Source organism: Streptomyces sp. NPDC005151 (assembly GCF_053599875.1).
In genome coordinates, this window is the sequence record NZ_JBSFYR010000036.1 from 43347 (window position 1) to 65599 (window position 22253).

Below are 22253 nucleotides of genomic sequence, written 5' to 3' on the forward strand. Positions count from 1 at the left end.
CCCTCCTGGGCGCGGAAAACCGGTGTGCGGGCCCCGGGCGCGCGGGCGCCGGGGTGGTGTCGGGCCGGCCCCGTGGGCGACACGGCCGGACGGCAACTGCACCACAGAGCCGCGGGCGTCGACGGCGACCAACACCCGGTACGGCCGAGGCGGAACCCGGCAGGCGGGACCCTCACAGCTCGGCGACCGCCGGTCCGCACGGGGCCATCCGCACCAGCCCGATGGCGGCGAGCGCCCGGTCTCCCGGAACCACGTCCTCGGGGGCGCCGGGCGTGCCGCGGTCGGCGGACACCGCGTACCGCAGCACCGCCAGGACGGACGGGATCACCGACAGCGGACGCCAGGGCGGAAGGCTCCCGTCGGCCGTGCCGCCGCTCTCCGGCGCCACCGACAGGAGGCGAGGGCCGCACCCCGGCTGCCGGACGAAGCCGAAGTGAACTCTTCTGGTCAGTAAAGGAAGTTGCGCGTCAATAATGAGCGAAACTCCTTCAATCACCCATTTCGGCGAGTCATGTAACAAATCCCTCAAAGGTGTTTTCTCGGGCGATACGGTCACCACCATGTCCGTCGACACCGTCTCCCTGACCGGCTGGGGCCGTACCGCCCCGACGACCGCCCTGCGGTTCCGTCCCCGTACGTACGAGGAGGCGGCGGACGCGGTGCGCGGCTGCGGACCCCGTGGTTCCATCGCGCGCGGTCTGGGCCGGGCCTACGGCGACGCGGCACAGAACGCGGGCGGCTCCGTCCTCGACATGACCGCGCTGAACCGGATCCGCACCATCGACGCCGCCACCGGTCTGGTGGTGTGCGACGCGGGCGTGAGCCTGCACCGGCTGATGGAAGTACTGCTGCCGCTCGGCTGGTTCGTGCCGGTGACTCCCGGGACCCGTTACGTCACCGTGGGCGGAGCGATCGGCGCCGACATCCACGGCAGGAACCATCACGTGTCCGGCTCCTTCTCCCGCCACGTACAGGACATGGGGCTGCTGACCGCCGACGGCGGTATCCGTACGGTCCGGCCCGGCACCGCTCTCTTCGACGCGACCGCGGGCGGCATGGGGCTGACCGGGGTGATCCTCTCGGCCACGCTCCGGTTCCAGCCCGTCGCGACGTCACTGATGTCGGTCACCACCGAACGGGCTGTCGATCTGGACGACTTGATGGCCCGGCTCACCGCCTCCGACCACCGCTACCGCTACTCGGCCGCCTGGATGGACCTCCTCGCCCGGGGCAGGGCGACCGGGCGTTCCGTACTCACCCGAGGGGAGCACGCGCCCCTGCATGTGCTCCCGGCGCGCGCCCGGCGCACACCGCTCGCGTTCCGCCCGGGACAGCTGCCCGTCGCGCCCGCGTTCGTACCGGACGGACTGCTCGGACGCACCTCCGCCGCCCTCTTCAACGAGCTCCGGTACCGCAGAGCCCCCACGTACCGCATCGGCGAACTCCAGAAGCTGTCCACGTTCTTCCACCCGCTGGACGGCGTGCCGCACTGGAACCGGGTGTACGGCCGCAGCGGCTTCGTGCAGTACCAGTTCGTCGTCGGATACGGGCAGGAGGAGGCGCTGCGCCGGATCGTGCGCCGGATCTCGCGGCGGCGCTGCCCGTCGTTCCTGGCCGTGCTCAAACGGTTCGGGAACGGCGATCCGGGCTGGCTGTCGTTCCCGACGCCCGGCTGGTCGCTCGCCCTCGATCTGCCCGCCACGCTGCCGGACCTGGCCCGCTTCCTCGACGAGCTGGACGAGGAGGTCGCGACGGCCGGTGGCCGCGTCTACCTGGCGAAGGATTCCCGGCTGCGCCCCGAGGCGCTGGCCGCAATGTATCCGCGGCTGCCCGAGTTCCGGGCGCTGCGCGCCGAACTCGACCCGGACGGGGCGTTCCGTTCGGACCTCTCCCGCCGCCTCGGCCTCTGAGAGCCTGTCGGGTGACCTCTGATCGGTCGGCCACGCCCTGGCACGCACGCTTCCCGCGTTGCCGAAATGCCCTAGTAGCTCCTTCCCCAAGCTCTCAGCTTCGCTCGAGCAGGGGAGACCCCATCCGAGGGCCTTCCGGCGCCTTGGAATCGCACGCACCAGACCGCGTCCGCTTTCCGATCGAAGGTCACCCGACAGGCTCTGAGCCCGCGCACTGCCCGCTCCCTCTCCCCCGCCGCCGCCCGCTAGGAGTGTTTTCGTGAAGGACGCCTTCGGTGCCCCGCAGTCCCTGCTCGTCCTCGGTGGGACATCGGCGATCGGGCTCGCCACCGCGCGCCGGCTGATCGCCCGCCGCACCCGCACGGTCTGGCTGGCCGGACGCCCCTCCCCCGCCCTGGAATCGGCCGCGGCCGAACTGCGGGAACTGGGTGCGTACGTCCGTACCGTCGCCTTCGACGCCCTCGACTCCGAGTCCCACGAGTCCGCTCTCGGCAAGATCTTCACCGAGGGCGACATCGACATGGTGCTGCTCGCGTTCGGCATCCTCGGGGACCAGGGACGCGACGAGGAGGAACCGCTCTCCGCGGTCCGGGTCGCCCAGACCAACTACACCGGCGCCGTCTCCGCCGGACTGGTGTGCGCCGGCGCCCTCCAGGCGCAGGGGCACGGATCGCTGGTGGTGTTGTCCTCGGTGGCGGGTGAGCGTGCCCGGCGCGCCAACTTCATCTACGGGTCGAGCAAGGCGGGCCTGGACGCGTTCGCCCAGGGGCTGGGGGACGCGCTGCACGGTACGGGGGTGCATGTGATGGTCGTGCGCCCCGGCTTCGTACGGTCGAAGATGACGGCGGGGATGCCGGAGGCACCGCTCGCGACGACCCCGGACGCGGTCGCGGAGGCGATCGTGACGGGACTGCGGCGGCGCTCGGAGACGGTGTGGGTGCCGGGGGCGCTGCGGGTGGTGATGTCGGCGCTGCGGCACGTGCCGCGGCCGCTCTTCCGGCGCCTGCCGGTCTGAGCGCAGCGCTTACGGCCTCCCCCGCGACAGGGACTGGGCTCCCCATCGTGGGGGAGGCCGTTACCGACGCCTCAGGGCTGCAGGGACGGCTCGTCCACGGAGCTGCCGCCCTGCGCGGGCACGGCGGGCGCGCCGCCCTCGGCCCCGAACGGGAACTCGTTGATCTTGCGCCAGACGGCGTCCGGGCCCTGTTCGTACAGCGCGAAGGAATCGCAGGTCCAGGACGCCTCGTAGTCGGCGAGCTCCTCGTACGCCCGGTCCATCGCCTGCTCCGGGATGTCGTGCGCCACGGTCACATGCGGGTGGTACGGGAACTGCAGCTCGCGCATCAGCGGGCCGGACGCGTCCCGCACCCGCTTCTGCAGCCAGGAGCAGGCAGACGCGCCCTCGACGACCTGGACGAAGACCACCGGCGACAGGGGGCGGAAGGTCCCCGTGCCGGACAGCCGCATCGGGAAGGGACGGCCACCTGTCGCGATCTCGGCGAGATGCCGCTCGATCGCGGGCAGGTCGGCCGCCTCCGCCTCAGTCGGCGGGAGAAGCGTGACGTGGGTGGGAATGCCGAATGCGGCAGGGTCCCCGAAGCTCGCGCGCCGCTCCTGGAGCAGGCTGCCGTAGGGCTCCGGGACCGCGATCGAAACGCCGAGCGTAACGGTCCCCACGTCGTTCTCCTCACTTTTCGAAGTCGGTGACCGGCGTGCCGCCGTCACCGCGGTCGGTGGCTGGTTTCAGGCCGTCACCGGGGTTGGTCTCCTGTCGCCAGTGTGCAGCCTGGAGCCGTCATCTCGCCAGGGTCCTCGGACTCAGTGCTTCGCGGGCAGAAAGCCCATCCGGTCGTATGTCCGGGCCAGGGTCTCGGCGGCTACCGCCCGGGCCTTCTCCGCGCCCTTGGCCAGGATCGAGTCCAGCGTCTCGGGGTCGTCGAGATATTCCTCGGTACGGGTCCGGAACGGTGTGACGAACTCGACCATGACCTCTGCGAGGTCGGTCTTCAACGCACCGTAGCCCTTGCCCTCGTACTTCTGCTCCAGATCCGCGATACCCGTGCCGGTGAGGGTGGAGTAGATGGTCAGGAGGTTGCTGACACCTGGCTTGTTCTCGACGTCGTACCGGATGACCGTGTCGGTGTCGGTGACCGCGCTCTTGACCTTCTTGGCCGTGGTCTTCGGCTCGTCGAGCAGGTTGATCAGGCCCTTCGGCGTGGACGCCGACTTGCTCATCTTGATCGACGGGTCCTGCAGGTCGTAGATCTTCGCCGTCTCCTTGAGGATGTACGGCGCCGGGACGGTGAACGTGTCGCCGAACCGGCCGTTGAAACGCTCGGCGAGGTCGCGGGTGAGCTCGATGTGCTGGCGCTGATCCTCGCCGACCGGGACCTGGTGGGCCTGGTAGAGCAGGATGTCCGCGACCTGGAGGACCGGGTACGTGAAGAGGCCGACGGTCGCCCGGTCGGCGCCCTGCTTGGCGGACTTGTCCTTGAACTGCGTCATCCGGGAGGCCTCGCCGAAACCGGTGAGGCAGTTCATGACCCAGCCGAGCTGGGCGTGCTCCGGGACATGGCTCTGGACGAAGAGCGTGCAGCGCTCGGGGTCGAGACCGGCGGCCAGCAGCTGGGCGGCGGCGAGCCGGGTGTTCGCACGCAGCTCCGCGGGATCCTGCGGAACGGTGATCGCGTGCAGGTCCACCACCATGTAGAAGGCGTCGTGGGACTCCTGCAGCGCCACCCACTGGCGGACCGCACCGAGGTAGTTGCCGAGGTGGAACGAGCCTGCGGTGGGCTGGATTCCGGAGAGCACGCGGGGGCGTTCAGAGGCCATAGAACTCATTGTCTCAGGTACGGAACCGATCTCCGGCAGCCGGTGTATGAAAGGTGTGAGGACGCAGGAGGGGGCCCTGCAGAGGGGCCGGGAGGGGGGCCGCGCCGTCGATGACGGGGGTGCGGACCGCGCTCTCGGGCGTGCCGGAGGGCAGGCCGAGGGGCGGGCCGAACAGCGGACCGGGACTCGTGCCGCGGCGCCCGAAAGGGCGCCGGCAGAGGACGAGGCCGCGGTGATCGCTCGTGTGCGCGCCGGAGAGGCGGAGGCATACGCGCAACTGGTGCGCGCCCACACGGGCGTCGCGCTGCGGGCCGCGGTCGCCTTCGGGGCGGGGGCCGAGGCGGAGGATGTGGTGCAGTCCGCGTTCTTCAAGGCGTATCAGTCGCTCGGTCGATTCCGGGAAGGCGCGGCATTCCGGCCGTGGCTGCTGCGGATCGTCGTGAATGAGACGAGGAACACACTCCGGTCGGCGGGTCGGGCGCGTGCGGTGGCCGGGCGCGAGGCGGTGCTGCGGGGCGCCGAGCCGGTGATACCGGAGTCTGCGGATCCGGCGGTGGCGGCGCTCGCGGAGGAGCGGCGGACGCTGCTGACAGCCGCGCTCGACGAGCTGAGTGAGGAGCATCGGCAGGTCGTCACCTGCCGATACCTGCTGGAGATGGACGAGGCGGAGACGGCGCGGACGCTGGGCTGGCCGCGGGGGACAGTGAAGTCCCGGCTGAACCGTGCACTGAAGAAGCTGGAGAAGAAGCTCGGGACCGAAGTGGGAGGGGGTGACGTGGGGTGACGGGTGCGGATGATCCGGACCGGGCGCGCTTGCGGGCGGAGCTGCTGGCGCTGGGGCGCGGGATGGAGGTCCCCGAGCCGGAGGGCGGCGGGCTGACGATGGCCGAGCGGGTGCTGGCGCAGATCGTCGCCGAAGCGGTCCCGGTGCCTGTGCCGGTACCCCCGGGGCGGCTGGAGCGGGCCCGGATGTGGGCCCGTCGGCGGGCCCGTCTGCTGGCCGCGGCGCTCTCGGGGCTCCTGGTCGTGCTGGTGCTGACGCCTCCGGTACGGGCGACGGTCGCCGACTGGTTCGACTTCGGCGGGGTGGACGTGCGGTACGACCCGTCCGCGCCGGTCCCCGAGCAGCCGGGAGCGCCGGTGCCGGGCTGCGGCACCCCGGTGACGACGGCGGAGGCGGCGCGGCGGTCGGGCTTCCGGCCGGTCGTGCCCAGGGCGCTCGGTGCGCCGGACGCGGTGTCCGTGTCGGGGCTGCCGGGGGGCCGGTGGATGGTCACGCTGTGCTGGCAGGAGGAGGGTCGGACGATACGGCTCGACGAGTTCGCGGCGCCGCTGGATCCGTACTTCATCAAGCAGGTGCGGGAACAGCCGGAGTGGCTGAAGGTGGCCGACGGCCGCGGCGGCGCGGTGGACGGCCTCTGGTTCGCGAGGCCGCATGTGCTGCAGTTCGGCATGGTCGACGGGGACGGTGTTCGGTGGACGCGGTCCCAGCGGACGGCTGGACCGACTCTGTTGTGGGTGAAGGGCGGGCGGCTGACTCTGCGGCTGGAGGGCGTGGCCTCGCGGGAGCGGGCTCGTTCGGTCGCCGGTTCCGCGCTCTGACGGTCCGGAAAACCGGTCGGCCCGGGAGGGGAACCTGCGGGGCTCGGGCGGTGTACGAGAGGTGACACGGTACGGGCGGTCCGTACCGGACAGCGCAAGGGGGACGTCATGCGAAAGCCAGGAGGCCGGCTCGCGGAACAACAGCCGGGCGTTCGATCCACCCGGCGGCCGGTGGGCCGCTTCCGGTTTCTGCGACGGCTGGCCGTGTCGGCGGCGGTGGTGTGCGGGCTGAGCCTCTGTCTCGCTCCGGGTGCGGCGGCGGGCGGGCCGACGACGGTGCTGGTCGCCTCACCGGACAGCGGGAAGGCGACCGCGCTCTCCGTCTCGGATCCGAGGTACACCAGGCTGGAGGCACTGCTGGGCCCCGCGGGCGAAGGCGACAAGGAGCGGCCCCAGAGTCTGGACGGGGCGGTGGGGACGCGGCAGATCAATGTGACCTGGATGGTCCACGACCTGGAGCCGATGCGGACCGACCGCGTCTTCCCGGGGGACGATCCGGACACGGTCTGGATACACACGGCCTCCGAGGTTCCCTATACCTACCGCGGGTACTGGCACCGGGCGAAGAAGCCGGCGGAGCTGGTCGCGCTGTTCAAGCAGCTCGGGCTGCTGGGGAAGAAGAGCAGCGAGGAGGCGTACGCGGCGCTGTTCCCGCAGCCGTGGGAGGACAGCGGGCAGTCCGCCCCGCAGGACCGCGCGGCGGGCCCCGCACCGGCACCGTGGCCCGCCGCCTCCCCGTCCGCTGCCTCGGCGGCGGCCGGGGCCTCCGGCTCGTCCGACCGCTTCAACGGTGTGTGGTGGGCCGTACCCGGGCTGGTGGCAGGGGCGGCGCTCGCCCTGGCCCTGCGGCCACTGGTCGCCCGTCGAGGTGGCGGCGGAAGCGGGGGCGAGGGCCAATACGGCGGGGAGACCGGTCCGCGTCAGGAACTCCTCGACCTCTGACTGCGCAAACGCATGGGCGCGCCGTGGATTGAAGGTTTCCTCCCCGAGGATCCGACCGACGATACAAAGTGGGCATTACCCCAGCCCGACGCCGCACGACGAACGGAGATCCCGTGTCGACCACGGAAACTGCCATCGCCTCCGCCGAGGCGCACAGCGCGCACAACTACCATCCGCTTCCGGTCGTCGTCGCCACGGCGGACGGCGCCTGGATGACCGACGTCGAGGGTCGGCGGTATCTCGACATGCTCGCGGGCTATTCGGCGCTCAACTTCGGCCATGGCAACCGGCGTCTGATCGAGGCCGCCAAGGCGCAGCTGGACCGGGTGACCCTGACCTCGCGCGCCTTCCACCACGACCGGTTCGCCGATTTCTGCACGCAGCTCGCCGAGTTGTGCGGCATGGAGATGGTGCTGCCGATGAACACGGGGGCGGAGGCCGTGGAGACGGCGGTGAAGACCGCCCGCAAGTGGGGCTACCGGGTCAAGGACATCCCGGACGGCATGGCGAAGATCATCGTTGCCGCGAACAACTTCCACGGCCGGACGACGACCATCATCAGCTTCTCCACGGACCAGGAGGCTCGGGCGGACTTCGGCCCGTACACACCGGGGTTCGAGATCGTGCCGTACGGGGACCTCACCGCGCTCCGTGCGGCGATGACCGAGAACACCGTGGCGGTGCTGATGGAGCCGATCCAGGGCGAGGCCGGGGTGCTGGTGCCGCCGGCCGGCTATCTCCCCGGGGTGCGCGAGCTGACCCGAGAGCGGAATGTGCTGTTCATCGCGGACGAGATCCAGTCGGGTCTGGGCCGGACGGGCAAGACCTTCGCCTGTGAGCACGAGGGCGTCGTGCCGGACATGTATGTGCTCGGCAAGGCGCTGGGCGGCGGCGTGGTCCCGGTGTCGGCCGTCGTCTCGTCGGCCGAGGTGCTGGGGGTCTACCGGCCCGGTGAGCACGGTTCGACATTCGGTGGGAATCCGCTCGCCTGCGCGGTCGCGCTGGAAGTCATCGCGATGCTGCGCACCGGTGAATTCCAGCAACGGGCCACGGAGTTGGGCGACCACCTCCATCAGGAGCTGGGGCTGCTCGTGGGCGGCGGCGCTGTGGAAGCGGTGCGGGGGCGCGGGCTGTGGGCGGGCGTGGACATCGTCCCGAGCCGCGGCACGGGCCGGGAGATCTCCGAGAAGCTGATGGACCGCCGGGTGCTGGTCAAGGACACACACGGTTCGACGATCCGGATCGCCCCGCCTCTGGTGATCAGCAAGGAGGACCTGGACTGGGGCCTGGAGCAACTCCGGGAGGTGCTGCGCGGCTGACGGGACGCGCTTGTCGCCCCCCGGCCGGTGCTCGGAGCAAGCCCGGTCGGCGGGCGCACCGAGCACGTCCGGCGATTGAGGACAAGGCGGTCACCGGGCGACTTGGGCGACTTGGGCGACTTGGGCGACTTGGGCGACTTGGGCGACTTGGGCGACTTGGGCGACCCGTAACGAGCCCCCCGGCGCCCGGTCACGGCACTAGAGGATGACGTGGGGCAGGAAGCGGGCGTACTCGTCCGTGACCAGCCCCGCCGATTCCCGGATGCCGAGCCCCGCCGCCTCGTCCTCGACGACCCAGGCACCGAGCACCACCCGATTGCCGTCGAAGTCCGGCAGAGGAGCCAACTCCTGGTAGCAGCACGGCTCGTCCCGTATCGCCGCGGGGCTTCCCGGTTCATGGATCGTGACACCGGCGCCCTCACGGCCGAGCAACGGCTTGGCGACATAGCCACGGCCGCCCTTCCCGTCCGCGGCCAGCTCGCGGGGGCCGTCCAGATAGGAGGGCAGCAGATTCGGGTGGCCCGATCCGTCCGGGTAGCGGGTCAGCGGGTAGACGACCCCTGCTCTTCGACCGTCTCCTGCCAGCCGGGGCGCGGTTGTGCGGCGCGGCGTTCCATGACCGGTCAGCCACCGCCCGTACCGGAGCAGCCGAAGCCGCCGCGGTCGACGGCGGACTTGTCGAAACTGCCGCCCTGCACGGTGCCGCCCTTGGAGGTGCCGCCGTAGTAGTAGTCGCCCTTGCCGTTGCTGTTCTTGCACTCGTAGCTCGGCAGCTTGGAGTGGGTGGCCGGGTCCACGCACCGTTTGTCCGGCTCCGAACCACAGGAGGTGATCGCCGCCGCGAGAACGCCCATGGAACCGAGCACCACCGTGCTCGACCTCAACCTGCGCTTGGCCATTTTTCTGTCTCCCCCGTTGTCCGATTCACGCCATAGGAATGTTCGTCAGATTAGAGGGCTGCTGCATTCGGCCGGAACCCGGTGGGACAGAACCGCCCACGTAGAGTCCCTCTGTGCTTCTTGGGATGATCTGCGCACTCGGATCCGCGGTCTGCTTCGGTACGGCCTCCGTCCTCCAAGCCGTAGCCGCGCGGGCCGCCGCCGGGCCGGGGTCCGGTGCGGGGGTCGATCCGGCGTTGTTGCTGCGCGCCGTGCGGCAGTGGCGTTACATGGCCGGACTCGCCCTCGACGGCTGTGGTTTCGTCCTCCAGATCATCGCCCTGCGCTCCCTGCCTATCTATGCGGTGGGCGCCGCCCTCGCCGCAAGTCTCGCGGTGACGGCCGTGGTCGCCGCGAGACTGCTGCACGTGCGGCTGAGCCGTACCGAGTGGGCCGCCGTCGGTGTGGTCTGCGCGGGTCTCGCCATGCTGGGGCTCGCCGCCGGCGGCGAGGGCGACCGGACCGGCTCGACCGCCCTGCGCTGGTCGATGCTCGGTATCGCACTGGGTGTCCTGGTGATCGGCGCGGCGGCCGGGCGGCTGCCGGAGAAGTCGCGCGCACTGGTCCTGGGGCTGGGGGCAGGGTGCGGTTTCGGGGTGGTCGAGGTCGCTGTGCGGCTGATCGACGACGTCTCGCCGTCGGCGCTGGTCGCCAACCCGGCGACGTATGCGCTGCTGTTGGGCGGAGGTGCGGCGTTCCTGCTGCTCACGTCCGCGCTGCAGCGGGGGTCGGTGACGACGGCGACGGCCGGCATGGTGATCGGCGAGACGATCGGCCCGGCGCTGGTGGGCGTCGTCTGGCTCGGGGACCGTACGCGGGAGGGTCTCGGCTGGCTGGCGGTCACCGGGTTCGCGGTGGCGGTGGCGGGCGCGCTGGCGCTGACCCGGTTCGGCGAGGCTCCGGCGGACATCCCCGAGCCGGCCGTCCCGGGCGCGCGGTAGGGCGTACTGCGCCGGTGCGGTCCTCCCGCGCCCCTACGGGAGCACCCGGCAGAGCGCCTCCAGGGTTCCTGCCCAGGCGCTGTCGGTCGGCGCCCCGTAGCTGATGACCAGGGCGTCACTGCCCGCCTCCGCGTCCGTGTGCCGTAAGCGGGCCAGGCCCTCCAGTGCCAGGCCCTGCCAGGCGGCGGCCTGGATCACCACTCGCTCGGTGCCTTCCGGGAGTTCGACCACGGCGTGCAGACCCGCGGCGATCCCGCTGACGCGGAGCGCGGGAGCACGTTCGGCGAGCGCCGCGACGAGCTGGTCACGGCGGCGCCGGTAGCGCAGCCGCATGGAGCGCACATGGCGGTCGTAGGCGCCGGACTCGATGAACTCCGCGAGTGTCAGCTGGTCCAGCGTGCTCGACACCCAGTCGACCTGGCCCTTGGCCTCGGCCACCGCCCCCACCAGCCCCCGCGGCAGCACCATCCAGGCCAGCCGCAGCCCGGGTGCCAGGGACTTGCTGGACGTCCCCAGGTAGACGACCCGTTCCGGGTCGAGGCCCTGGAGGGCGCCGACCGGCTGCCGGTCGTAGCGGAACTCCCCGTCGTAGTCGTCCTCCAGGATCAGTCCGCCCGTGCCCCGCGCCCAGTCGACCGCCGCGGCCCGCCGGTCCGGATGGAGCGGGACTCCCGTGGGGAACTGATGCGCGGGCGTCATCAGGACCGCGCCCACCCCGCGCATCCCTGCCAGTTCCCCGGTCCGGGAGCCGAGTCCGTCGAGCGGCAGGCAGGGGGTGCGCAGTCCGGCATCAGCGAGCAGCTTCCAGTGCATGTCCAGTCCGTACGACTCGACGGCCACCTCGCGCACCCGCCGCTGCCGCAGCACCTTCCCCATCAGCATCAGGCCATGGACGAAGCCGGAACAGATCACGATCCGCTCCGGGTCCGCGTACACGCCGCGCGCCCGCGCCAGATAGCCGGCCAGTACGGTGCGCAGCTCGATGCGTCCGCGCGGATCGCCGTATCCGAAGGCGTCGTTGGGCGCGGCAGTCAAGGCGCGCCGGGCCGCCTTGAGCCAGTCGGCGCGCGGGAACGTGGAGAGATCCGGCGAGCCGGGCATCAGGCTGTACGCGGGCCGTCGGCGCACCGGCCTGGAGCGCGCCGCCGTCGTGGCCACCGGGCGCGGTTCGGCCCGCTGTGCGACCCTCGTACCGGAGCCCTGCCGGGCGGTGAGCCACCCCTCGGCGACCAGTTCGGCGTAGGCGTCGGCGACGGTGTTCCGGGCGATACCCAGGTCCGCGGCGAGCGTACGGGAGGACGGCAGCCGGGTACCGGGTGCCAGCCGCCCGGTCCGTACGGCCTCCCGCAGCGCGTCCATCAGCCCGGCCCGCAGCCCTGCCGCACCGGTCGGGTCGATGTGCAGGTCGGCTCCGAAAGCGGCCCAGGAATCCGTCATGGAAATGGACCATACCCATGCGCCATCCACCCCGTAGCGTCGTACCCATGACCACGAACGAGCACTCCCACCCGAGCTCCGGCCACGCCCCCGAGCGCAGCGCCCGCCTGCACTGGGCCCAGCTCGCCCCCGATGTCTACAAGGCCATGGTCCGGCTGGACGCCGCGTCCCGTAAGGGCCTCGACCCGGTCCTCGTCGAACTGGTGAAGGTCCGCGCCTCGCAACTGAACCACTGTGCGTTCTGCCTCGACATGCACACCAAGGACGCGCTCGCGGCGGGCGAGTCCGTCGAACGGATCATTCAGCTCAGCGCGTGGGAGGAGTCGCAGCACTTCTACACGGAGAAGGAGATCGCGGCGATCGAGCTGACGGAGGCCGTGACGGTCCTGACCGACGGTTTCGTGCCGGACGAGGTGTACGAGAAGGCCGCGAAGCACTTCGAGGAGGCCGAGCTCGCCCAGCTGATCGCCGCCATCACGGTGATCAACGCCTGGAACCGGTTCGGTGTGACCACCCGGATGGCCCCGGGCCACTACACCCCGGGCGACAGCAAGCACTGACCCGGATCCGGCAGGTCCGGTCCGGGCCGCGCCCCGGTCCGTCAGCTCACCCCAGGAGCCCCGCGATGACTGTGTCCGTTCTCCGCACGCTGCACCACGGCCGCGCCCCCGGCGACCCGCTGGTCCTCCCCGGCCCGTGGGACGCCGCGAGCGCCCGTGTCTTCGCCGACGCGGGCTTCCCGGCGCTGGCCACCCCGAGCGCTGGGGTCGCGGCCTCGCTCGGGTACGAGGACGGGGCGACGCCCGCCGCCGAGATGTTCGCGGCCGTCGCCCGGATCGCGCGTGCCGTCCCCGTACCCGTGTCGGCGGACATCGAGGCCGGTTACGGGCTGCCGCCGAAGGAGCTCGTGGAGCGCCTTCTGGCCACCGGCGCGGTCGGCTGCAATCTGGAGGACTCGGCGGACGGCGTCCTCCTCGACCCGCAGAGGCAGGCGGACCGGCTGGCAGAGGTGCGGGCGGTGGCGGGCGAGGACCTCTTCGTCAACGCCCGCGTCGATACGTACGTACGCGGCGTCCCGGACGGCACGGACCCGGAGGCGGAGACGATCGCCCGGGCCCGGCTGTACGCGGCAGCCGGCGCGGACTGCGTCTACCCGATCGCCGCGCCGCCCGAGTCCCTTCCCCGCCTGGCCGCCGCCGTCGCGGCCCCGCTCAACGCACTGGCGCTGCCGGACGGCCCGACCCCGCGCCGGCTCGGCGAGCTGGGCGCCACGCGCATCACCTTCGGCCCCGGCCTGCAGCGCCGGGCCATGGCAGCCGTGCGGGAGATGGCCGACCGGCTGCACGCCGGCTAGTGCCCCTCCCGGCACTGGCCGGTCGGGCGGCGCATCACCGTGAGCCGGGCGAGCCGGCCGTGGCCTGTCGGCCGCCGAAGGCCGCCAGGGTCCGCTCCAGCATGGGCATGGCCCGCACCACGTTGCGGGAGCGGATCAGGGCGTCCCAGGCGGGTTCGATCTTCTTCCAGCCGCCGGCGTACGCCAGGTGCCGTAGCCGCTCGTGTGTGCCCGGCTGGGCGGACGCGCCGCGCCAGATGTTGGACCACCGGTAGAAGTCCCGGTCGGCGCGCCAGTAGCCGTCCTCCAGTCGAGCAGTGGTGCGGGCAGTGGCGTACGGGTCCGCATACGCGGCCGCCCCCGGCAGCAACGGCTGCCGGGGGCGGTGAGGTACGCGAAGGGCGTACGGATCGGATCGGGAACGACCGGATCCGACGGTCAGATCAGGCCGAGCTCGCGAACCGCGTCGCGCTCCTCGGTGAGCTCCTGCACGGACGCGTCGATGCGCGCACGGGAGAACTCGTTGATGTCCAGGCCCTGGACGATCTCGTACTTGCCGTCCTTCGTGGTGACCGGGAAGGACGAGATGAGGCCCTCGGGCACGCCGTAGGAGCCGTCCGACGGGATACCCATCGAGGTCCAGTCTCCGGCGGCGGTGCCGTTGACCCAGGTGTACACGTGGTCGATGGCGGCGTTGGCGGCCGAGGCGGCCGAGGACGCGCCACGGGCCTCGATGATCGCGGCGCCGCGCTTGGCGACGGTCGGGATGAAGGTGCCGGCCAGCCACGCCTCGTCGTTGACGATCTCGGCGGCGTTCTTGCCGGCGATCTCCGCGTGGAAGATGTCCGGGTACTGGGTCGCCGAGTGGTTGCCCCAGATCGTCAGCTTCTTGATGTCGGAGACGGCGGCACCGGTCTTGGCGGCCAGCTGCGAGATCGCGCGGTTGTGGTCCAGGCGGGTCATCGCGGTGAAGCGCTCGGCCGGTACATCCGGGGCGGCGGCCTGCGCGATGAGCGCGTTGGTGTTGGCCGGGTTGCCGACGACGAGGACCTTGATGTCGTCCGCGGCGTTGTCGTTGATGGCCTTGCCCTGCGGCTTGAAGATGCCGCCGTTGGCGGAGAGCAGGTCGCCGCGCTCCATGCCCTTCGTGCGCGGGCGGGCGCCGACGAGCAGGGCGACGTTCGCACCGGCGAAGCCGACGTTGGCGTCGTCCGTGATCTCGATGTTGCGCAGCAGCGGGAAGGCGCAGTCGTCGAGCTCCATCGCGGTGCCCTCGGCGGCCTTCAGCCCCTGCGGGATCTCCAGGAGGCGCAGGTTGACCGGCACGTCCGGGCCGAGCAGGTGGCCGGAGGCGATGCGGAAGAGCAGCGCGTAGCCGATCTGGCCGGCTGCGCCGGTCACGGTGACATTCACGGGAGTGCGGGTCATGGCGATCTCCGTTAGACAGCTGGCGGTGGGGGTCCCTGCCCCTGGTGCTGGATATCCCCTGAATCTTGATGTGAAGAGATATCCAGCGATCAGGCTATCCGACCCGGGACCTCCCGGCCGCCCGGCCCCCTGTGGCACCGCACACAACCGGTCACTCACCGCTCACCGCGCCCGGCCCGCTCTCACTCGGCGGTGGTGGTGCACCCCTTCGTGCCGGAGGCGAGGGTCGCGCACGCCTTGGCGTCGGCGGCCTTCTTCACTGCGACCATTGGGGTGTACGCGTCCGCGCCGGCGTCGACCGTGCCGTCCTGCCGCGCGGCGCCGCCCGCGGTGATCCGTACCGTGTCCCCCCGGACGGCATCGGTAATGCGGGCCCACGCCGCGCCACACGTCCTGCTGTACCGCACCTCGACGAGGCTTCCGCCGACCGTGGCACGGGAGACCGTGCGCGCGGACCGGCCGCCGCACCCCATGCCCTCCGGGTCCTGTCCCGTGCAGTCGGCGCCGCTGCACCCGCCCCCGGCGGGCAGTGCGGGCGCACCGGTCGTCGGCGATGCGGACGACGGGGTGGCCGCGGCCTTCCCGCCGTTGTCGTCGCCGCCCGGGCCGGTCAGGAGTACCGCCGCGGCCAGCACCAGCAGTGCGCCCACCACACCGGTGAGCAACAGGGTCAGCCTGCGGCGGTCGGCCGACTCCCTCCGGGCGCCGTCGGGCCGCGGCGGCCGGTCCTCCGGCTGCGGCGCCCGTGGTGCGTTCCCACACTGGATCGGTACGGATGGCGGGCGGCCCCCGCCGCCCGCACCCGCGCCTTCACCCTCGTCCACGGCCGTGCCGGTGGTCCGGCCACTGAAGCGGCGGCTCCTGTCGTCGCCCAACGGGTTCGGCCCGAACTCGCCGAGCGCCGCGCGCGCCTGCGCGACCCGGATGCCTTCCATCGTCAGGTCGTGACGCATCTCGGAGCGGCTCCAGGCCCGCTCCGCCAACTCCCACATGGTGGCCAGATGCGCCTGGTCCGCGCCCGTGACCTCGGCCAGAGCGACGATCGCCCCCTTGGGCGCGAGCAACCGCCCGTTCAGAAAGCGCTCCCACGACGTCTTGCTGTAGCCCGTGCGGTCGGCCACCGCTGCGACACTCAGCCCGCCGCGGTCGATGAGCCTGCGCAGCTGGCCCGTAAACTCCCTCACCTGCGGGTCGAGTTCATCCGGTAATGCCTTCCAACGAGGCATTGTTCCCCCCTCCGTTCCCCCGAACGTGCCTGGCGTGCCCCGCTCTTCCGTCGCCCTGTCGTTCCCCCTGCCCCGATACGGCGGTCCACCGTTCCGGACTACCCAGAAGGATGCCCGGAGGCAGGCTGCCAGTTCCGGGAGAGATGGCGCACGGTGGCATTCGGGGGATTGGCGCGCGCCCTCGCGCGCCCCCTTCCATGATGCTCCGCCGCGCCGGACCGCCACCGTTGCGCAGCGATCACACCGTGGCGGAATGGTCACTTCCGTGCCACAGGCCCCTGGCATCCCTTGATCCCTGACACCCCGTCGGCAAAGCTGACGTCAGGTCGGGGCTAGGCCGCTCAAGTCGCCACGTTCCGGGGACATCTGCGCTCCGGTGGGCTCCGGCCTCGGGTGTCCGTCCCTTCTCGGGGGAGGGGACGGACACCACAGTTCGGCGTGCCGTCCGACGACAACTGGCTTGGTCCAGCCCGGGACGAGCCGCGGCACGTTCTGCATGATGACCGGCTCGCGGAAGACGATGCCGCCGAGGATGTTGCGGATGGTGGCGTTCGGCGAGCGGTACATCGCCTTGAGCCCGAACTCCTCGACCCGCTCCCTGTCCGGCGTGATCGTGGCGCACTTGATGCCGACGCCGTACTTCTTGATGGCGTGGGCGGCGTCGACCGTCACCCGGTCGTCGGTGGCGTCCCGGTGCTCGATGCCCAGGTCGAAGTACTTCAGGTCGATATCGAGCTACGGCAGGATCAGCTTGTCCTTGATGAAGGACCAGATGATGCGCGTCATCTCGTCACCGTCGAGCTCGACGACGGGGCCGGCTACCTTGATCTTGACCATGGAGCGGACACATCCCTCTCACGCTTCGACCTCCGATTTATCTCGATATCAAGATACTCGATATCGAGATATGCGGTGGCGGCCTTCTCCCCCTGCACAGAACCGCGGCCCCCTCGCACCTGTCGGGTGCGAGGGGGCCGCGGTGGGGCCGCACGGGCGGCGGTGTCAGCGGATCGTGAACCGGACCGCGTGCTCCAGGAAGGGGAGGTCGAGCCGTGGCTCGGGCTGCGCCACGAGTGCGAGCATCACGATCAGGACGCCCAGGAGTCCGTACGTCACCACGTCGGTGAAGCGGGAACGGACCGCGAGCATGCCCACCGAGGGGACGAAGCAGCGCAGCACGGCGCCCCCGATGAGGGCCGCGCCGATCAGTATCGTGCCGATCCGGAAGGCCTCTGCGAAGGGGTTCAGGGCGACGATCAGCAGTCCGATCCCGGCCGTGCAGAGCACGGCCAGCAGCGGCCACTGACGGGCCGGGGCGGGCGCGTCCCCGGACGCGGCCCGGCCACCGCCCTCGGGGCGGGCGGTGTCCCGGGTGAACGACGGGAACCGTCGCGATCCGCGCGGGCCGCCACCGGGCGCGGGGGCGGAGACAGCGTCGTCCGGGCCCCGGTCCGAGCCGTTGTCGTCGGAGCCCCCGCCCTCGGCTCCGCTGTCCGGCTCGCCGCCGTCGGAGCCGCGCGCACCGCTGTCGGAGTCGCCGCCCGCGCCGGGAACCACGCCGTCCCGCAAACCTGAGGCCGCGTCCGCGCCGGAACCGGGGGCCGAGCCCGTAGCCGACCCCGCATCGGATCCGGAAGCCGAGCCCGCGTCCGCGCCGGAACCGGGGACCGAGCCCGTAGCCGAGCCCGCATCGGATCCGGAAGCCGAGCCCGCGTCCGCGTCCGCGCCGGAACCGTCCTCCGGCCCGGTTCCCGAGTCGCCGTCCCGCCGCGCGTCCGCACCCCGGGCCGGCCGGGCACGGTCGTCCGCTGCCGCCCCGCCGGAGGCCTCCACCGCAGTCACTCCCTCACCCGGCGGCGCCGGAATCGCCCGGTCCGCCGCGGCGGCCGGATCGGCCGGACTCGTACCAGCACCCATGGGGTTCCTTCCGGATCAGGTCAGCATCAGGTCAGCCGGCGGAGCCGGAAGACGCGGCAGCCGCGTCGCACTCGGCCGCCTCGACCACGTTGACGAGCAGCTGGGCGCGGGTCATCGGGCCCACACCGCCCGGGTTCGGGGAGATCCACGCGGCGACCTCGGCCACACCGGGGTGCACATCGCCGACGATCTTGCCGTGCTCGTCCCGGCTGACGCCGACGTCGAGCACGGCAGCGCCCGGCTTCACGTCCTCGGGCTTGATGATGTGCGGGACGCCCGCGGCGGCGACGATGATGTCGGCCTGCTTGAGCTGGGCGGAGAGGTCACGCGTACCGGTGTGGCACTGGGTGACGGTGGCGTTCTCGGACTTACGGGTCAGCAGCAGCGGGATCGAGCGGCCGATGGTGACACCACGGCCGACGACCACGACGTGCGCCCCGTTGATCTCCACACCGTGGTGACGGAGCAGCTGGACGACGCCCTGCGGGGTGCACGGCAGCGGACCCGTCTCGTTCAGTACGAGGCGGCCGAGGTTCATCGGGTGAAGACCGTCGGCGTCCTTGGCCGGATCCATCAGTTCCAGGACCCGGTTGGTGTCGATGCCCTTGGGAAGGGGAAGCTGCACGATGTAACCCGTGCAGTCGGGGTTCGCGTTGAGCTCCCGTACGACGTCCTCGATCTCCTCCTGAGTGGCGGTGTCGGGGAGTTCGCGCTGGATGGAGCCGATGCCGACCTGTGCGCAGTCACGGTGCTTGCCGTTCACGTACCACCGGCTGCCCGGGTCGTCCCCGACGAGCAGGGTTCCCAGGCCAGGGGTGATGCCCTGCGCCTTGAGGGCCGCCACGCGGACGGTGAGATCGGACTTGATCGCGGCTGCGGTGGCCTTGCCATCGAGAATCTGGGCAGTCATGTCCCCATACTCGCGGATGACCCCACCCGCATACCAATTCTGGGTGCCGGGGGTGGACACGATGTTGCACTTGAGCAACATCCACCAACAGCGACTGGACAAACTTACGTCCCGCTTATAACGATGAAGGCCGCAGTGCCGCAGAAGTACCCGGGGGGCGGACCGCTGATGTTTTCTTTCCTCCGCGCGGCCGCATTCGTCCCCGTACGTCCGTTGGAGGAACGCCCCAGATGAGCTTCGGCGACCCGAATCCGAACAACCCCTACGGCCAGCAGCCCGGTCAGCCGCCGCAGGGCCAGCCACCCCAGGGCCAGCCGGGGTACGGCTACCCGCAGCAGGCCCCGCAGGGCGTCCCGCCGCAGGGTCAGCCGGGGTACGGCTACCCGCAGCAGGCCCCGCAGGGCGTCCCGCCCCAGCAGGGCTACGGCTACCCGCCCCAGCAGCCGGGCGGCACCCTCCAGGCCAACAACGGCTACATCAACGTCGCGGGCCTCGGCACCGTCGAACTCGCCACGATGGGGCGTCGCCTGGGCGCGCGTGCGCTGGACGCCGTCGCGTACGGCATCCTCTACGCGATCTTCTCGGCGATCGGCGTCGCGGGCCTAGTGGGCGCCTCGAAGTCCGTCGACGACTGCAGCAGCACCCAGTACGGCACCGCCGCCTACAACCAGTGCGTGAACGACGCGGCCGAGGCCAGCGTCGGCATCCTCGCGGGCTTCCTCGGCTTCATCGCCGTGTTCGCGCTGATCGCGCTGCTCTACGAATGGCTGATGGTCTCCATCTGGGGCGCCACGCTCGGCAAGATGGTCCTCAACGTCAAGGTCGTCAAGGAGGGCACCGGCCAGGCCCCCGGTCTGGGTGCGGGCTTCATCCGCTGGATCATCCCGATGGTCGGCTCGCTCTTCTGCGGTCTCGGCACGCTGCTGGTCTACCTCTCCCCCTTCTTCGACAACTCGGGCAAGCTCCAGGGCTGGCACGACCGCGCCGGCAGCACGATCGTCATCAAGACGAAGTGAGCATGCTGAAGGTGTAACCACCCTCACCGCCTTGCGAAGGCCGCCAATTCCCCACTCGTTCCGGGGAATTGGCGGCCTTCCGTCTTACCCGGGCTACCCGGGCTACCCTGGTGCAACTCGTATCAGTGGAAGAAGTGCCGCGTACCCGTGAAGTACATCGTCACGCCCGCCTTCTTCGCGGCCTCGACGACCAGCTCGTCACGGACCGAACCGCCGGGCTGGGCCACGGCCTTGATGCCGGCCGCGGTCAGGATCTCCAGGCCGTCCGGGAACGGGAAGAAGGCGTCCGAGGCGGCGTACGCGCCGCGCGCCCGCTCCTCACCCGCCCGCTCGACGGCGAGCTTCGCGGAGTCGACGCGGTTGACCTGGCCCATGCCGACGCCGACCGAGGCGCCGCCCTTGGCGAGCAGGATCGCGTTGGACTTGACCGCGCGGCAGGCCTTCCACGCGAAGGCGAGCTCGGCGAGCTCGTCCTCGGAGAGCGCCTCACCGGTGGCGAGGGTCCAGTTGGCCGGGTTGTCGCCGTCGGCCTGGAGCCGGTCGGTGACCTGGAGCAGCGCGCCGCCGTCGATCGGCTTGAGCTCGACCGCGGAGGTCGGGGCGTCGGGGCAGCGCAGCACGCGGATGTTCTTCTTGCGGGCAAGGATCTCGACCGCGCCGTCCTCGTACGCCGGGGCGACGACGACCTCGGTGAAGATCTCCGCGACCTGCTCGGCCATGGCGACGGTCACCGGACGGTTGGTGGCGATGACCCCGCCGAACGCCGACAGCGGGTCGCAGGCGTGCGCGTTGCGGTGCGCCTCGGCGATGTCGTCGGCGATCGCGATGCCGCACGGGTTGGCGTGCTTGATGATCGCGACGCACGGCTCGGCGTGGTCGTACGCGGCACGGCGCGCGGCGTCCGTGTCCGTGTAGTTGTTGTACGACATCTCCTTGCCGTGCAGCTGCTCCGCCTCGGCCAGGCCACCGGAGCCGGAGGTGTACAGCGCGGCGGGCTGGTGCGGGTTCTCGCCGTACCGCAGGACGTTGCTGCGCTCGTACGTCGCACCGAAGAAGTCGGGGAAGCCCGAGTCATCGGCGGCGGCGTAGTCGTCCGCGAACCAGGAGGCGACTGCCACGTCGTACGCGGCGGTGTGCTGGAACGCCTCAGCGGCGAGCCGCTTGCGGGCGGTCAGGTCGAAGCCACCCGCCTTGACCGCGGCAAGGACGTCGGCGTACCGCTCGGGGCTGGTGACGACGGCCACGGACGGGTGGTTCTTGGCGGCGGCGCGGACCATCGACGGGCCGCCGATGTCGATCTGCTCCACGCACTCGTCGGCGGAGGCGCCGGAGGCGACGGTCTCCTTGAACGGGTACAGGTTGACGACGACGAGGTCGAAGGGCTCGACACCCAGCTCGGCGAGCTGCTCGCGGTGGGCGTCCAGGCGCAGGTCGGCGAGGATGCCGGCGTGGACGCGCGGGTGCAGCGTCTTCACGCGGCCGTCGAGGCACTCGGGGAAGCCGGTGAGCTCCTCGACCTTGGTGACCGGCACACCGGCAGCGGCAATCTTCCCGGCGGTCGAACCGGTGGAGACGAGCTCGATGCCCGCCTCGTGAAGACCTCGGGCGAGGTCTTCGAGCCCCGTCTTGTCATAGACACTGACCAGGGCGCGGCGGATGGGCTTATTCACCGACATGACCGAGATGAACCTTTCGTCCCTCAATGCGATAGCCGTTACGGGCGAGCCGCCCCACGACCTCGACGAGCAGCTTGCGCTCGACTTCCTTGATGCGTTCGTGGAGAGCGGCTTCGCCCTCCGGCGTGTCCTCTTCGGTCACTTCGACCACGCCCTGCGCGATGATCGGACCGGTGTCGACACCGTCGTCGACGAAGTGGACGGTGCACCCGGTGACCTTCGCGCCGTACGCGAGGGCGTCACGCACCCCGTGGGCACCGGGAAAGCTGGGGAGCAGGGCGGGGTGGGTGTTGACGAACCGGCCGCCGAACTCGGCGAGGAACCGCTTGCCCACGATCTTCATGAAACCCGCGGACACCACGAGGTCCGGGCGGTGCGCTGCGGTGGCCGCGGCGAGCGCCGCGTCCCACTCCTCGCGGGTGGCGTAGTCCTTGACCTTGCAGACGAAGGTCGGCAGCCCCGCGCGCTCCGCCCGTTCCAGACCGACGATGTCGTCGCGGTCGGCGCCGACCGCGACGACCTGGGCGCCGAAGCCCGCAGGGTCGTCATCGATCGCGTCGAGCAGGGCTTGGAGGTTCGTACCCGAGCCGGAGACCAGCACGACCAGGCGGGCCGGGGCGGCGGAGGAGGGCGGGGAGGCCACGGCTGGGCCCTTTCTCGCGTGGTGAAGCCTCGCGTGGTGAAGGAGAGCGACGCTATTTGTACGGTCGTACGAAAGAATCGCCCCCCTCAATACGGGGAACTCTACGAAGGAGTCGACCGTCAGCAACGATACCGGCACATCGGGGGACCCCCCACGGGACGGGGGTGAGGGGCCGGATCGAAG

Annotated in this window: 23 protein-coding genes and 1 pseudogene; 10 read left to right on the plus strand and 14 right to left on the minus strand. The window is 71.2% G+C overall.

The features are described 5' to 3' along the window. Positions 1 to 172 precede the first annotated feature (172 nt). On the minus strand, positions 173 to 388 hold the full coding sequence (locus ACWD6R_RS20545; protein WP_451819999.1) for a hypothetical protein: 216 nt from the start codon (positions 386 to 388) through the stop codon (positions 173 to 175). A 172-nt stretch (positions 389 to 560) separates the two neighbouring features. Here ACWD6R_RS20545 and ACWD6R_RS20550 point away from each other — a divergent pair, with 172 nt between their 5' ends. Together ACWD6R_RS20550 and ACWD6R_RS20555 are read left to right on the plus strand one after the other, a co-directional pair. Continuing rightward, positions 561 to 1910 (plus strand): FAD-binding protein, encoded by a 1350-nt coding sequence (locus ACWD6R_RS20550; RefSeq protein ID WP_451820000.1) that lies wholly within the window; start codon positions 561 to 563, stop codon positions 1908 to 1910. 259 nt (positions 1911 to 2169) lie between these two features. Further along, positions 2170 to 2925, plus strand: coding sequence for a decaprenylphospho-beta-D-erythro-pentofuranosid-2-ulose 2-reductase (locus tag ACWD6R_RS20555; protein WP_451820001.1), 756 nt, complete (start codon positions 2170 to 2172; stop codon positions 2923 to 2925). 71 nt (positions 2926 to 2996) lie between these two features. Here ACWD6R_RS20555 and ACWD6R_RS20560 read toward each other — a convergent pair whose 3' ends face one another. Both ACWD6R_RS20560 and trpS read right to left on the minus strand, forming a co-directional pair. Then, positions 2997 to 3587: a 2'-5' RNA ligase family protein gene (locus ACWD6R_RS20560; RefSeq protein WP_451820002.1), complete on the minus strand. Its 591-nt coding sequence runs from the start codon at positions 3585 to 3587 to the stop codon at positions 2997 to 2999. Positions 3588 to 3728: 141 nt separating this feature from the next. Beyond that, positions 3729 to 4742: a tryptophan--tRNA ligase gene (gene trpS, locus ACWD6R_RS20565; protein WP_451820003.1), complete on the minus strand. Its 1014-nt coding sequence runs from the start codon at positions 4740 to 4742 to the stop codon at positions 3729 to 3731. 55 nt (positions 4743 to 4797) lie between these two features. On the opposite strand from trpS, the gene ACWD6R_RS20570 reads away from it, so the two are divergent. From ACWD6R_RS20570 to rocD, 4 genes are all read left to right on the plus strand, one after another. Then, positions 4798 to 5526 (plus strand): RNA polymerase sigma factor, encoded by a 729-nt coding sequence (locus ACWD6R_RS20570; protein WP_451820004.1) that lies wholly within the window; start codon positions 4798 to 4800, stop codon positions 5524 to 5526. Continuing rightward, positions 5523 to 6344 carry a hypothetical protein gene (locus tag ACWD6R_RS20575; protein ID WP_451820005.1) on the plus strand — a complete coding sequence of 274 codons (822 nt, stop codon included), beginning with the start codon at positions 5523 to 5525 and terminating at the stop codon, positions 6342 to 6344. Before ACWD6R_RS20570 ends, ACWD6R_RS20575 begins: the two co-directional genes overlap by 4 nt. A 108-nt stretch (positions 6345 to 6452) precedes the next feature. After that, positions 6453 to 7286, plus strand: a complete 834-nt coding sequence (locus tag ACWD6R_RS20580) for a hypothetical protein (protein ID WP_451820006.1) — start codon at positions 6453 to 6455, stop codon at positions 7284 to 7286. 113 nt (positions 7287 to 7399) lie between these two features. Continuing rightward, positions 7400 to 8605: an ornithine--oxo-acid transaminase gene (rocD, locus tag ACWD6R_RS20585; RefSeq protein WP_451820007.1), complete on the plus strand. Its 1206-nt coding sequence runs from the start codon at positions 7400 to 7402 to the stop codon at positions 8603 to 8605. A gap of 198 nt (positions 8606 to 8803) precedes the next feature. Here the strand turns inward: rocD and ACWD6R_RS20590 are convergent. Next, positions 8804 to 9127 (minus strand): annotated as a pseudogene (locus ACWD6R_RS20590) (glutathionylspermidine synthase family protein); the annotation flags it as partial. Positions 9128 to 9228: 101 nt separating this feature from the next. Beyond that, on the minus strand, positions 9229 to 9504 hold the full coding sequence (locus ACWD6R_RS20595) for a hypothetical protein (protein WP_451820008.1): 276 nt from the start codon (positions 9502 to 9504) through the stop codon (positions 9229 to 9231). 125 nt (positions 9505 to 9629) lie between these two features. Between ACWD6R_RS20595 and ACWD6R_RS20600 the strand changes: the two genes are divergently transcribed. After that, positions 9630 to 10484, plus strand: coding sequence for a hypothetical protein (locus ACWD6R_RS20600; protein ID WP_451820009.1), 855 nt, complete (start codon positions 9630 to 9632; stop codon positions 10482 to 10484). Positions 10485 to 10517: 33 nt separating this feature from the next. Here ACWD6R_RS20600 and pdxR read toward each other — a convergent pair whose 3' ends face one another. Continuing rightward, positions 10518 to 11921, minus strand: coding sequence for a MocR-like pyridoxine biosynthesis transcription factor PdxR (pdxR, locus tag ACWD6R_RS20605; RefSeq protein ID WP_451820010.1), 1404 nt, complete (start codon positions 11919 to 11921; stop codon positions 10518 to 10520). A 47-nt stretch (positions 11922 to 11968) separates the two neighbouring features. On the opposite strand from pdxR, the gene ACWD6R_RS20610 reads away from it, so the two are divergent. Both ACWD6R_RS20610 and ACWD6R_RS20615 read left to right on the plus strand, forming a co-directional pair. Beyond that, the gene (locus ACWD6R_RS20610; RefSeq protein WP_451820011.1) at positions 11969 to 12481 is read left to right on the plus strand and encodes a carboxymuconolactone decarboxylase family protein; all 513 of its coding nucleotides are present in this window, start codon (positions 11969 to 11971) and stop codon (positions 12479 to 12481) included. Positions 12482 to 12546: 65 nt separating this feature from the next. Next, entirely contained in the window at positions 12547 to 13275 is a 729-nt protein-coding gene (locus ACWD6R_RS20615; RefSeq protein WP_451820012.1) for an isocitrate lyase/PEP mutase family protein, read from the plus strand. 34 nt (positions 13276 to 13309) lie between these two features. On the opposite strand, the gene ACWD6R_RS20620 is transcribed toward ACWD6R_RS20615, so the two are convergent. The 6 genes from ACWD6R_RS20620 to ACWD6R_RS20645 form a co-directional block, all read right to left on the minus strand. Continuing rightward, a complete protein-coding gene (locus ACWD6R_RS20620) occupies positions 13310 to 13624 on the minus strand; it encodes a hypothetical protein (RefSeq protein ID WP_451820013.1) in 315 nt (104 codons plus the stop codon). A gap of 68 nt (positions 13625 to 13692) precedes the next feature. Then, positions 13693 to 14682, minus strand: coding sequence for a malate dehydrogenase (locus tag ACWD6R_RS20625; protein ID WP_451820014.1), 990 nt, complete (start codon positions 14680 to 14682; stop codon positions 13693 to 13695). 182 nt (positions 14683 to 14864) lie between these two features. Further along, a complete protein-coding gene (locus ACWD6R_RS20630; RefSeq protein WP_451820015.1) occupies positions 14865 to 15908 on the minus strand; it encodes a DUF2690 domain-containing protein in 1044 nt (347 codons plus the stop codon). A gap of 321 nt (positions 15909 to 16229) precedes the next feature. Beyond that, a complete protein-coding gene (locus tag ACWD6R_RS20635) occupies positions 16230 to 16637 on the minus strand; it encodes an isocitrate/isopropylmalate family dehydrogenase (RefSeq protein ID WP_451820029.1) in 408 nt (135 codons plus the stop codon). 273 nt (positions 16638 to 16910) lie between these two features. Next, the gene (locus ACWD6R_RS20640; RefSeq protein ID WP_451820016.1) at positions 16911 to 17825 is read right to left on the minus strand and encodes a DUF3017 domain-containing protein; all 915 of its coding nucleotides are present in this window, start codon (positions 17823 to 17825) and stop codon (positions 16911 to 16913) included. Between the two features lie 31 nt (positions 17826 to 17856). After that, entirely contained in the window at positions 17857 to 18735 is an 879-nt protein-coding gene (locus ACWD6R_RS20645) for a bifunctional methylenetetrahydrofolate dehydrogenase/methenyltetrahydrofolate cyclohydrolase (protein WP_451820017.1), read from the minus strand. Between the two features lie 230 nt (positions 18736 to 18965). Here ACWD6R_RS20645 and ACWD6R_RS20650 point away from each other — a divergent pair, with 230 nt between their 5' ends. Next, positions 18966 to 19751 carry an RDD family protein gene (locus tag ACWD6R_RS20650; protein ID WP_451820018.1) on the plus strand — a complete coding sequence of 262 codons (786 nt, stop codon included), beginning with the start codon at positions 18966 to 18968 and terminating at the stop codon, positions 19749 to 19751. A gap of 122 nt (positions 19752 to 19873) precedes the next feature. On the opposite strand, the gene purH is transcribed toward ACWD6R_RS20650, so the two are convergent. Beyond that, entirely contained in the window at positions 19874 to 21427 is a 1554-nt protein-coding gene (purH, locus tag ACWD6R_RS20655; RefSeq protein ID WP_451820019.1) for a bifunctional phosphoribosylaminoimidazolecarboxamide formyltransferase/IMP cyclohydrolase, read from the minus strand. Continuing rightward, on the minus strand, positions 21414 to 22070 hold the full coding sequence (gene purN, locus ACWD6R_RS20660; RefSeq protein ID WP_406421562.1) for a phosphoribosylglycinamide formyltransferase: 657 nt from the start codon (positions 22068 to 22070) through the stop codon (positions 21414 to 21416). The genes purH and purN overlap by 14 nt, the downstream gene beginning before the upstream one ends. Positions 22071 to 22253 lie beyond the last annotated feature (183 nt).